Below are 10,743 nucleotides of genomic sequence, written 5' to 3' on the forward strand. Positions count from 1 at the left end.
ATTCCTTTAGCCGATATTTCTATGATCGGCAGCGCGCTACAAAACTTGAATAATGATCTAACGAGAATCCGCCAGGAAGTCACCAGCATTCGGCATTGGACCCAGGGTGTCCATCACGCTCACCAGCTTTTCAGCATAGCGGGGGTCAGTCGCATAACCGCCACGCTGCAACTCACGCGCCGCCAATTCGGCTGACGGCGCCTGTGTCACGCCCGCGTAGCGAGGATTGTTGCCAATCAGGTTGGCATAGTCGGTAAACGCATGTTCATAAGACTCATAGACACGGAAGGTATCGACGATTTTCTGACGACGGCCATCTATGTATTCGTGCGTCACAACATCCGTCGTGTCGCCATCCCAATGCCCGCCAGCCTTGATGCCAAATACGTTATGGCTGTTCCTGCCATTCTGGGTGGCAATTTCATGTTGCCCCCAGCCTGTTTCCAGCGCGGCTTGGGCCAGGATCAATTCAGCGGGCACCCCGGTGGTGCGGCTAGCGGCCTGAGCCGAGGGAGCCAATGTGTTCATGAACTGATCAACGTGAGGCAGTTGCCCTGTCGCTTGACGCTGGGTCTCAGGCTGCGTAGGAACTACTTCCCTTCCCTGCCCCTGACGCACAGCGTCCAACTCAGACAGAAAACGGCTTTCCGAATTTGCCTCCGGAACGCTTTCGCCACCGGGGTTAAGCGGGCTGTCCAGAACTCGTGGCGTACCTCTTGGAATACCCGCGATCAGTTCCTGCATTTGGTGATCGCCGGAGGAAGAGGGCGTTCCTTCCCCTTTAGCAACCAGGCCTTCCCGTTCTAACTGCTGAACAAGTGCATCTGCAAGGCCAACGCCCCTTGAAGCAATCACCTGTGACCATTGCTGGTCCAGCATCTTTTGATAGCTATCAGTCGCACTACTGTTCATCAGGCCAGACGCCGGGATCGCATCGCGCATGCTTTTCATCATCATCTGCACGAATAACGCTTCAAACTGTTGAGCGGCCGACTGCACGCCAGCTTCCGGATCGACTCTAGCCGTGTGCTGCATCCGCTGAAACCCTTGTACATCAAGGGCGAATTGACTGCTCATATCAGAGGCATTCATCAGATGATCTCCAGCTCTGCTCGAAGCGAGCCCGAGGCCCTTAACGCTTCAAGAATCGACATCAAATCCTGAGGGGTGGCGCCGAGCGCATTGAGCGCATTGACGACTTCATTCAAGTCAGCCCCTTCGACCACTTGCAGGAAAGCCTCCTGCTGTTCGATGTCGATATCGGTGTCGGGCACCACCGCTGTTTCCCCTTCGCCAAAGGGAGCTGGCTGGCTAACACCAAACCGGGTATCAATCATGATCGACAGGTTGCCGTGGGCGACGGCCGCCTGTCGCAGCGTGACCGCACTGTTCATCACCACCGAGCCGGTACGCGCATTGAGGACGACACGCGCTGGTGCCTCCATCGGGGTAACGTTAACGTTCTCAACCCGGGCCATAAAGTTAACCCGCTCGTTGTCGTCTACTGGACCGTCAAGCGCAATCACACGGCTATTACGGCCGTAGGCTACCGATCGTCCAAATTCGTTGTTAATGGCGGTCACCATACGTTGAACGGTGCCGAAATCAGCGTCGTCGAGCTGTAGCTCTAGTATGCCACCATTGCTGCCCAGGTTGAGCGGCACTTCCTTCTCAACCAGGCCGCCGTTGGGAATTCTGCCCGTTGCCTGCTGGTTGATCTGTACGCTACTTCCCCCTGATTGTGCCCCCGCACCGCCAACCAGCATGTTGCCCTGGGCAATCGCATAGGTATCACCATCGGCGCCTTTCATCGGCGTCATCAAGAGGGTGCCGCCGCGCAGGCTCCGCGCATTGGCAATGGATGACACCACGACATCGAGCCGCTGCCCCGGGCGTGAAAACGGCGGCAGGTCGGCTGTCACCATGACTGCAGCCACGTTACGCAGCTGTAAATTGGTGCCAGAGGGGACCGTCACGCCCAGTTGCGACAACATGTTGGTCAAACTCTGGCTAGTAAAGGGTGCCTGAGTCGTCTGGTCACCGGTGTTATCCAACCCGACCACCAGCCCATAGCCCACCAATTGGTTGTCCCGCACGCCGGAGAAATTCGCGAGCTCGCGGATACGTTCTGCTTGAACAGGCATGGCCAGAAGGCAAACCAGGCCCATGAAGCCAAGCTGCCAGATCCGTTTTCCCAGCGTATGGGGCGTTATACGTTGCATGTTATTGACCCGCATATTGTCGACCGTCGTGTCAGGCGCGAATTAGAAAGGCGAAACATTGAGGAAAAAGCGCTGCAGCCAGCCCATGTGCTGCGCTTCATTAATATAGCCATCTCCTACATACTCAATCCGTGCATCGGCGACTTGGGTAGAAGGTACGGTATTCTGCCCGCTGACGGCACGGGGGTTTACGACGCCCGAGAAGCGAATAAACTCGGTCCCTTGATTGATGGCAATCTGTTTTTCGCCGCGAACGCGCAGGTTGCCGTTATTCATGACCTCCAGTACCGAAACGGTAATGGTGCCGGTAAAGGAATTGTTGGCCTGAGAGCCACCCCTTCCGGAAAAGTCGCTTTGCCCGTTTACATCAAAGCCATACTCCGCCAGCGTTTCAAGCGCATCGGGCAAGGCACCAAACTCCAGCCCGGCACTGCCGCTCCGGTCAGCATTTGACGCCGAGTTCTTACTGGCACTGACCTCTTCATCCAGCACGATCGTCAGGATATCGCCAACGGACCTCGGACGGCGGTCTTCAAATAACGGCTGGTACCCCCGCCGCGCCTGGTAGATAGAACCATTGGGAACCGGCGGGGGGCGATCCACAATATTGATCTGTTCCTGTTCGCCCACCACCGACGCCCTGGGTATTTGGGCACAGCCAGCGACCACCAGCAGAAAGAACGCCAGTCCTGCCAGCACAATGCTTCGCAAACTACAATGTCGTTCCAGCATGAACCCAACCTGTCAATAAACGTCGTTACAGCTGACCCAAACGCGCCAACATTTCATCGCTGGTCGAAATGGCCTGGCTATTGATCTCGTAAGCCCGCTGGGTCTGGATCATGCTGACCATTTCCTCGACCACATTGACGTTCGACGTCTCTACGAAACCTTGAAACAGGCGTCCAGCGCCGTTCATGCCCGGCATGTTTTGGTTAGGCACACCGGAAGAACCCGTTTCCTGGTAGAGGTTGCCGCCCATGCTTTGCAGACCAGCCGGATTGATGAAGGTGGCAACGTTAATCTGACCGATCTGATTTGCCTGGTTGTCACCGGGCTGGCGTACGCTAACGGTACCGTCTTCACCCACGCTGACCGAAAGCGCATTTTCCGGGATGAAAATCGCCGGTTCGATGGGGTAACCATTCGCGGTGACCATCTGGCCATTTTCATTGAGCTGAAAACTGCCATCGCGGGTATAGGCCGTATTGCCATCGGGCAGCAGCACCTGGAAGAAGCCTTGGCCGTTAATGGCTAGATCGCGGGAGTTCTCGGTTTGCTCCAGACCGCCCTGAGTGTGCAAGCGCTCTGTGGCGACCGCGCGCACACCGGTACCCACCTGCATACCGGAGGGCAGGCGATCCTGCACATTATTCTGTGCGCCTGGCTGACGCATGTTCTGGTATAGAAGATCTTCAAACACCGGACGCGAGCGTTTGAAGCCATTAGTGCTGACGTTGGCCAGGTTATTGGAGATCACATCCAGCTTGGTTTGCTGGGATTCCAAACCGGTTTTGGCCGTCCACAAAGACGAAATCATAAAATTACCCTCTTGGCTGACAACGATTTATCAGCCCTGAATCGATAACATGCTGTTGGCTCGCTGGGCGTTTTCGTCCGCAGAGCTCAGCATTTTCATTTGCATATCGTAGCGGCGGCCCGCGTCAATCATTGTCACCATGGCGTCAACCGCGCTGACATTACTGCCTTCCAGCGCGCCACTGACCAGCGTCGCGTCTTCATCGGCCGCTAGTGCCCCAGGCTCGCCTTCTTCATTCGGGGGGGCGCGGAAGAGTCCGTCTTCACCACGGGTGAGTTCGCCCTCTGCCGGCGTCACCAGCTTGATTCGGCCGACATTCACCAAGGCTTCAGGGCCTTCGCCTTGGGGGATCGCACTAATGGTACCGTCCGCGCCGATGGATATCTGCGCCCCTTGAGGTAGCGCAATAGGGCCTCCATCGCCGACTACCGGGCGACCGACGCTCATCAAGATGCCGTCATTGTTGACCTGGAGATCACCACGCCGTGTATAGGTTTCAACACCCTCGCCATCCTGCACGGCCATCCAGGCCTCATCCTGCATGGCGACATCGAGCATGCGGCCGGTCCGCTCTATCGGCCCTTGAGAATAGTCGGTCCCCGGCGTGGTGGTAACGGCGGACGTACGGGTAGGCAACAAGGCGTCACCCTCCACAGGGACCGAGCGTGCTGCCTGGAGTTGGGCGCGGAAACCCGATGTGGCAACGTTTGCCAAATTGTTACTCACCACCGACTGCTGGTCCATCGTGTGCTTGGCGCCGCTCATGGCGGTATACAGCATTCTATCCACGACCTTGCTCCCTTAAATTCCGTCAGCCGTTACAGGTTGATGATGGTCTGCAGCAACTCATCCTGGGTACTGATGGTCTGAGAGTTGGCCTGGTAGGCGCGCTGGGCAACGATCATGTCGACCAGTTCGGCGGCCATATCCACATTGGAGGTTTCTACGGCGCCCGGCTCGATCAAGCCGCGCTGGCCAGTGCCCGGGGCACCGACTAATTCCTGGCCGGAAGAGGCTGTCGCAGTCCACAGGTTATCGCCATTGGGGCTCAAGCCCTCTGGGTTACGGAAACTCACCAGGGCAACCTGGCCCGCCGCGCGCGACTGTTCATTGGAGTAGTTGCGCATGATCGAACCATCGTCTTCGATGGTCACACCCACCAAAGAGCCCGAGGTGTAGCCATTCTGGGCCAGATCGTTAACGGTCGAGCTATTGGCGAATTGGGTAGTGTTTGCGAAGTCGACTTCAATTGTTTGAGCACTTAAGACATTACCGTCAAATTCGCTTGCGCCAGCACTTCCATCTGCGTTAACGATTGCATCAGCATCATTTAAATCTAGGTCAAAGGCTTCAAAAGCATTACTCAGGCGCCCATCTGAAGTAAATTCGAAGTTGTCAGCAATATCAGTAAAGCCATAGTTGGGTGCGCCAGCTGGCCCTCCTGACATACGCGCATCGACCTGCCAATCATTAGCACCGGTTTTGGTAAAGTACATGGTCAGGTTGCGCGCATTACCTTGAGAGTCGTAAATGGTGCCATTTGTCGAATAGGAATACTGGTTTGAACTAAGGCCATTGGCCACATCTTGGGCATTCGGGGCAGTATAGCCATCTTGACCGTCTACCAATGCTGCCTCTTCTGAATCTAGATTGAGCGAAACATTCAGCTCGGTGGTAGCACTTGCCGCCAGGTCGCCCGCGTCAACGCTCAAGGCTTCAACGTCGCCGCCGCCCTGGATATTGCCCTGATCATCGGCCGGGTAGCCCATGATCTGTGCGCCCTGGGCGTTTACCAGGTCTCCATTGGCCCTCATGGTCAGCTGACCGTTACGTGAATAGCCAATTTCGCCATTGGGCTGCTGAAAACGGAAGAAGCCTTCCCCCGCAATGGCCAGATCCATATTGCGGTTCGATGACTCGATATTACCCTGGTTGAAATTCTGCAGCACGGAAGAGGTTCGCGTACCCAGACCAATGCGCGACTCAGCGTACACATCGGCAAACTGTACGCTCGAGCTCTTGAAGCCGACCGTCTGTGAGTTGGCGATATTATTACCCACAGCCCCCAGCTTGTCTTGCTGGGCATTCAGACCACTTAACGCTTGTGAAAAACTCATGATAGTCCCCTGCTAAATCGATCAGTAAGTAATGGTTCAGAGAATTTGTTTGACTTGATCAAGTGTCACCTGGCCGTAGATGGCACCAAGGTCGAGACGAACTTCTTCACCCGATCCGGCAGGCGTCACGCCCTGGACCTGAGCATAATTTAGCGCCTTGGATTCAAGTGCTTCCCCTTCGGCGTTGGTCGCTTTAAACCTGACGTTGTACGACCCTTCAGCGACAGCCGCTCCGTCATTATTCAAGCCCCCCCAACTGAACGATTCGACGCCCGCACTTACGCCCTTGATGTTGTTGGTATAGACAACTTCCCCGCCTTTACTGGTCACGGTAATCTCGACGTTATCCGCTGGCTTATCCAGCTCGATACCAAATGGGGTGGCATAGCTGTTGCCGTCTTCGTCAATGTTGACCTTTATCTGATTACCTGGCACCAGCACGGCGTTGCCGATCAAGCCGGAGGCTTGCAGCATCTGCGAGGCGTCCATCTGCTTGGTGATGCCACTGAGTGTGTCGTTCAACTCCTCGATGCCGCTGACCGTATTGATCTGGGCCAGCTGAGACGTCATCTCCGAGTTTTCCATGGGGTTGAGCGGGTCTTGATTTTTCAGCTGAGTAATCAGCAGGGTCATGAAACTTTCACGTAGCTCTTCAGACTGACGAGCCGAAAGCCCATTCGAGCCGCCGCCGTTGACGCTAGCCAGTACACTTGTGTCGATATTCATGGTTTACCCTTCACCCAGCGAGAGTGTTTGCATCATCATCTGTTTACTGGTGTTAAAGACCTCGACGTTGGCTTGATAAGAGCGTGAGGCTGAAATCATGTTGACCATTTCGTGAACCGGTTCAACGTTGGGCTTGGCGACGTAGCCGTCCTCGTCTGCAGCAGGATGGTTGGGCATGTACTCAAGCCGTAGCGGCGAGTCATCTTCCACGACCTCGGTGACACGTACGCCCCCTACGCCATAGCGCGAGTTATTCGCTTGAGACTCGAACATGACCTGCTTGGCCCGATACGTTTCACCGTCTGGGCCTGCCACGCTATCGGCATTGGCCATATTGCTGGCAGTCACATTCATACGCTGCGACTGAGCACTCATGGCGGAACCTGCGATATCGAACGCAGAAAACATTGACATATCTACCTCCTAACCGGTTCGGGCCAGTTTATTCTGGCTGCATGGCCGTTTTTAGCCCTTGAATCCGACTATTCATTATCGTGAGGCCCGCTTGATAGCGAACCGCATTGTCTGCGAACTGCGAACGCTCACGGTCCATTTCGACGGTATTACCATCTAAGCTGGGCTGACTGGGAACCCGGTAAAGCAGGTCCGCATTGTTGCCGACAGCCCGGGCAGGTCCCTCGCCTGCCAGATGGCGGTCCGAGGTCCGCGACAACGCCAGCCCCCCACCATCGCTACCCTGTGCACGCTGACCGCCGTCAACGGCTTTTTTCAATTCGCTTGCAAAGTCGATATCCCGGGCCTTGTAATTCGGGGTATCGGCATTGGCAATATTAGCTGCAAGCACTTCATGCCGCGCTTGACGCAATCCCAGCGCCTGCTGGTGGTAATTCAAGGAAGCTTCTAATTGATCGATCATGCCAATCCTCGCTTACTGAGAGGCAAAATAGGATTTCTTGATGATGAAGAATACGCCGACGCCTGTCAGCCTAAAGCATGGAACAAGCTTCGTTTCACCCAGCATTTCTCGTGATAATCATGAGGCTTTTTCGTTAAAATCATGAGTGATTTATATCCGACTCTTTCATTGAGCACCCTCCCCCATGCGTCAATCGCCGCTTAGTTCTGTGCTTGGTTATGTATCAATCCCTCTGCGGCGTTGGATATATCGCCTGCTTGCGGTCAGTGTTGCGGCATTGGCTGTCCTGCCTTTTGCCAATGCATCAGACACCAAGCATGATGTACTCATGGAAACCGTGCATCAGTTTCTCTACCAGGAAACACAGGCGCTGGGTGATGAAGTGGTTATTAATCTTCGCCCCCCTTCACCCCACCTTTCCGTTTGCACTAACCCGGACCCGTTTTTGACCAACCAGAACGAAACCCCACTCGGGCGGGTTTCAGTAGGCGTTCGCTGCGGCACCGATAGCCAGCAAGTTCGCTATCTGCAGGCAGAAGTCGACGTCATCGGCAGTTACATGGTGGCCGCTGTCGACATTGAACGCGGCCGTCAAATCACACCTGATATGCTGGGCGAAAAAACCGGCAATTTAAGCGACTTGTCCTCACGGGCCATCACACAAGCGGATGACATCGTGGGTAAAGTCGCCCGCCAGCCCATCGCTCGCGGGATGACGATTCAATCGCATTTCATTCAGGCGCCTCTTCTCGTTGAACGAGGCCAGCGGGTTAAGGTCATAGCTGAAGGAGATTCCTTTCGCGTATCCCGGGAAGGAGAGGCTCTCAACAATGGCGCTATGGGCGAAGAAGTCAGGGTGCGCTTTGGTTCTCGCGAAGTGATGTCTGCCCGAGTAGTAGAACGCGGAACGCTGATGGTCGATTTTTAATTAAATGGCTAAAGTTTCACCCAGCACCGCCGATAGTTCACGTAATCCGCGCATCGCGCTCTAAACGTTGACGATGAGGCACACAACGTGAAAATTGATAACGTCAATAATCCGCCACTTCGCTCCAATCATGCCCAGCAGCGTGATGAAACCCAGAAGGCGGCAAATTCAGCATCTACCACGTCAGGTGCTGAAGCCAAGGGCTCAACACACATCAGCACGATGAGCGCCGATGAAACGCATGACATCGACAGCGCAAAGGTTGAAGAGATTCGTGATGCTATTCGTGATGGCCGCCTGGAAATCCGAGCTGACCGTATTGCTGATGGTTTGATTGCCAATCTTCGAGAATCCCAGGAGTAATTTATGAGCCTCGCCAGCTTGTTGACTGATCAGCAACAACGTATTGATGCGTTGATCTCGCTGCTGGGCAACGAGCAGACGCTGCTAACTCGGGGGGATATCGACGGCGATGCACTGGCTGACGTTGCCCATCAGAAGCAGCAATTGCTGACTGAGCTTGAACGCATTGAAACCCTTCGGCGTAGCGTACAAAAGCGCCTAGGGTACGAGAGTGGTGCGCAAGGTGCCAAGGCTGCCGCAAGCGATGCTGGCTGCACTGACACATGGAATCGCTTGCTCGAAAAAAGCGAACGTGCCGCTCGCATGAACGCATTAACAGGCGAAATGCTTTCTCTACGCATGCAGCACAATCAAAAGATGCTCGATTATATTCGACAGATTGCTGAGAAGACGCTTTACAATCCGGATGGTCGTAATTCAGCCCAACCGGGCCGCATCAACGCTTCTGCTTAAACAATACTTTTATCAAACGCTACAAAAACTAGACAAGCCTTCTGCAAGATACTTCAATAGGTGACGTTACGTTCCCTTATGGAGTAGCTTCATGCTTCCCTTCCTCCCCGAAAAGTTTACTGCTGTCGTTATCGGCGCCAACGGCGGTATCGGCAACGCCATCGTCAACACCTTGCTAGGCAATAGCCAGATAGGCAATCTCATAGCCGTTAGTCGTGCGCCTTTTCCTGTAAAGCACCCTGGCGTGGAATCCGTGGTTGCTGATGTCTCGACATCATCTGGACGTGAAGCCTTATCAAAGCACCTGGATGGTCGCCCTATACACCTTCTTTTTAATGCGGTGGGGATACTTCATGACCAGGCAAGTGGTATCCAGCCCGAAAAACGGCTCGAGCAGCTCAATGAGACCTCCATTGCCCAGATCATGCATATTAACGCGGTGACACCCGCGCTTTTGCTTTCGTCACTCAAACCGTGTTTGCAGGGTAAGCACCCAACGATCATTGCCAGCCTTTCGGCTCGTGTGGGATCCATTGGCGATAACGGCTACGGAGGCTGGTATAGCTATCGAGCCAGTAAAGCGGCTCACAATATGTTGATGAAGACGGCGGCTATCGAGCTTTCGCGGCTCAACAAGCAGTCTATCGTGTTATGCCTGCACCCCGGCACTACCGATACAACGCTATCCGAGCCCTTTCAAGCGCGCGTTCCCTCCGATAAGTTATTTCACCCCACCTTTGTTGCCGAGCAATTGATCAGCGTGATGGCCAAGCGCACACCTGAGGACACCGGCAGCTTCTGGGACTGGGCGGGCGAGCCTATTGAATGGTGATTGTTTGGTTTTCTTCCACGCAAACAAAAAACCCAGCCGGTGGCTGGGTTTTCTGCGGTATAGGTGCCTGACGATGATCAGGGCGGCTCTCCGCTACTCTTCATGGGGAGACCCCTAAAAACAAAGCCCCGACCAAATGGCCGGGGCTTTGTTAAATAAGTGCCTGACGATGACCTACTCTCGCATGGGGAGACCCCACACTACCATCGGCGCGAAGCGGTTTCACTGCTGAGTTCGGCAAGGGATCAGGTGGTTCACGCTTGCTATGGTCGTCAGGCGTAACTTTAAATGCATACCATGCTGACTGTTTACAACGTGTTTTGTGTCGTCTCTCACTGACTGATACTCATCAGTTCAGTGCGTATCCGGCTTCATCGTTATCATCACGACCAGACCCCTTGGGTGTTATAGGGTCAAGCCTCACGGGCCATTAGTACACGTTAGCTCAACGCCTTGCAGCGCGTCCACACCGTGCCTATCAACCAGCTGGTCTCGCTGGGCCCTTCAGGAGGCTCTCGGCCTCAGGGATGTCTCATCTTGAAGGGGGCTTCCCGCTTAGATGCTTTCAGCGGTTATCCCGTCCGCACATAGCTACCCGGCAATGCCACTGGCGTGACAACCGGAACACCAGAGGTGCGTCCACTCCGGTCCTCTCGTACTAGGAGCAGCCCTTCTCAAACATCCA

At 54.8% G+C, this 10,743-nt stretch carries 13 protein-coding genes and 2 rRNA genes; 4 read left to right on the plus strand and 11 right to left on the minus strand.

The genetic code is table 11. From position 1 onward, the window contains the following. Nucleotides 1–57: 57 nt before the first annotated feature. The 9 genes from flgJ to flgB form a co-directional block, all read right to left on the minus strand. Nucleotides 58–1,092: a flagellar assembly peptidoglycan hydrolase FlgJ gene (gene flgJ / locus BMX75_RS09560; protein WP_092827404.1), complete on the minus strand. Its 1,035-nt coding sequence runs from the start codon at nucleotides 1,090–1,092 to the stop codon at nucleotides 58–60. Beyond that, on the minus strand, nucleotides 1,092–2,168 hold the full coding sequence (locus tag BMX75_RS09565; RefSeq protein ID WP_175474723.1) for a flagellar basal body P-ring protein FlgI: 1,077 nt from the start codon (nucleotides 2,166–2,168) through the stop codon (nucleotides 1,092–1,094). Before BMX75_RS09565 ends, flgJ begins: the two co-directional genes overlap by 1 nt. A 96-nt stretch (nucleotides 2,169–2,264) precedes the next feature. Then, a complete protein-coding gene (locus tag BMX75_RS09570; RefSeq protein ID WP_092827408.1) occupies nucleotides 2,265–2,954 on the minus strand; it encodes a flagellar basal body L-ring protein FlgH in 690 nt (229 codons plus the stop codon). A gap of 25 nt (nucleotides 2,955–2,979) precedes the next feature. Then, entirely contained in the window at nucleotides 2,980–3,762 is a 783-nt protein-coding gene (flgG, locus tag BMX75_RS09575) for a flagellar basal-body rod protein FlgG (RefSeq protein WP_092827410.1), read from the minus strand. Between the two features lie 30 nt (nucleotides 3,763–3,792). Further along, the gene (locus BMX75_RS09580; RefSeq protein ID WP_092827412.1) at nucleotides 3,793–4,551 is read right to left on the minus strand and encodes a flagellar basal body rod protein FlgF; all 759 of its coding nucleotides are present in this window, start codon (nucleotides 4,549–4,551) and stop codon (nucleotides 3,793–3,795) included. A 29-nt stretch (nucleotides 4,552–4,580) separates the two neighbouring features. Continuing rightward, nucleotides 4,581–5,879, minus strand: a complete 1,299-nt coding sequence (gene flgE / locus BMX75_RS09585) for a flagellar hook protein FlgE (protein WP_092827414.1) — start codon at nucleotides 5,877–5,879, stop codon at nucleotides 4,581–4,583. A gap of 36 nt (nucleotides 5,880–5,915) precedes the next feature. Continuing rightward, nucleotides 5,916–6,605, minus strand: coding sequence for a flagellar hook assembly protein FlgD (locus tag BMX75_RS09590; RefSeq protein WP_092827416.1), 690 nt, complete (start codon nucleotides 6,603–6,605; stop codon nucleotides 5,916–5,918). Nucleotides 6,606–6,608: 3 nt separating this feature from the next. Further along, complete coding sequence (gene flgC, locus BMX75_RS09595) at nucleotides 6,609–7,019, minus strand: flagellar basal body rod protein FlgC (protein WP_066318863.1); 411 nt, start codon at nucleotides 7,017–7,019, stop codon at nucleotides 6,609–6,611. Between the two features lie 28 nt (nucleotides 7,020–7,047). Continuing rightward, nucleotides 7,048–7,482, minus strand: a complete 435-nt coding sequence (gene flgB, locus BMX75_RS09600) for a flagellar basal body rod protein FlgB (protein WP_092827418.1) — start codon at nucleotides 7,480–7,482, stop codon at nucleotides 7,048–7,050. 184 nt (nucleotides 7,483–7,666) lie between these two features. On the opposite strand from flgB, the gene flgA reads away from it, so the two are divergent. From flgA to BMX75_RS09620, 4 genes are all read left to right on the plus strand, one after another. Beyond that, complete coding sequence (gene flgA, locus BMX75_RS09605) at nucleotides 7,667–8,410, plus strand: flagellar basal body P-ring formation chaperone FlgA (protein WP_092827420.1); 744 nt, start codon at nucleotides 7,667–7,669, stop codon at nucleotides 8,408–8,410. 87 nt (nucleotides 8,411–8,497) lie between these two features. Beyond that, a complete protein-coding gene (gene flgM, locus BMX75_RS09610) occupies nucleotides 8,498–8,773 on the plus strand; it encodes a flagellar biosynthesis anti-sigma factor FlgM (protein ID WP_066318846.1) in 276 nt (91 codons plus the stop codon). Nucleotides 8,774–8,776: 3 nt separating this feature from the next. After that, nucleotides 8,777–9,226 (plus strand): flagella synthesis protein FlgN, encoded by a 450-nt coding sequence (locus BMX75_RS09615; RefSeq protein WP_092827422.1) that lies wholly within the window; start codon nucleotides 8,777–8,779, stop codon nucleotides 9,224–9,226. 91 nt (nucleotides 9,227–9,317) lie between these two features. Beyond that, complete coding sequence (locus tag BMX75_RS09620; protein ID WP_092827424.1) at nucleotides 9,318–10,058, plus strand: SDR family NAD(P)-dependent oxidoreductase; 741 nt, start codon at nucleotides 9,318–9,320, stop codon at nucleotides 10,056–10,058. A 161-nt stretch (nucleotides 10,059–10,219) separates the two neighbouring features. On the opposite strand, the gene rrf is transcribed toward BMX75_RS09620, so the two are convergent. Beyond that, nucleotides 10,220–10,335 (minus strand): 5S ribosomal RNA (gene rrf / locus BMX75_RS09625). A 132-nt stretch (nucleotides 10,336–10,467) separates the two neighbouring features. Further along, nucleotides 10,468–10,743, minus strand: a 23S ribosomal RNA gene (locus BMX75_RS09630); the annotation flags it as partial.

The sequence above is a fragment of the Vreelandella subterranea genome (genome assembly GCF_900111305.1).
GTDB lineage: Bacteria > Pseudomonadota > Gammaproteobacteria > Pseudomonadales > Halomonadaceae > Vreelandella > Vreelandella subterranea.

Coding starts and splice junctions, on each gene's coding strand:
- BMX75_RS09615 (WP_092827422.1), top strand. CDS start 8,777: ATGAGCCTCGCCAGCTTGTTGACTGATCAGCAACAACGTATTGATGCG.
- flgC (WP_066318863.1), bottom strand. CDS start 7,019: ATGTCAATGTTTTCTGCGTTCGATATCGCAGGTTCCGCCATGAGTGCT.
- flgA (WP_092827420.1), top strand. CDS start 7,667: ATGCGTCAATCGCCGCTTAGTTCTGTGCTTGGTTATGTATCAATCCCT.
- flgE (WP_092827414.1), bottom strand. CDS start 5,879: ATGAGTTTTTCACAAGCGTTAAGTGGTCTGAATGCCCAGCAAGACAAG.
- BMX75_RS09590 (WP_092827416.1), bottom strand. CDS start 6,605: ATGAATATCGACACAAGTGTACTGGCTAGCGTCAACGGCGGCGGCTCG.
- BMX75_RS09570 (WP_092827408.1), bottom strand. CDS start 2,954: ATGCTGGAACGACATTGTAGTTTGCGAAGCATTGTGCTGGCAGGACTG.
- flgJ (WP_092827404.1), bottom strand. CDS start 1,092: ATGAATGCCTCTGATATGAGCAGTCAATTCGCCCTTGATGTACAAGGG.
- flgG (WP_092827410.1), bottom strand. CDS start 3,762: ATGATTTCGTCTTTGTGGACGGCCAAAACCGGTTTGGAATCCCAGCAA.
- BMX75_RS09620 (WP_092827424.1), top strand. CDS start 9,318: ATGCTTCCCTTCCTCCCCGAAAAGTTTACTGCTGTCGTTATCGGCGCC.
- flgB (WP_092827418.1), bottom strand. CDS start 7,482: ATGATCGATCAATTAGAAGCTTCCTTGAATTACCACCAGCAGGCGCTG.
- BMX75_RS09565 (WP_175474723.1), bottom strand. CDS start 2,168: ATGGGCCTGGTTTGCCTTCTGGCCATGCCTGTTCAAGCAGAACGTATC.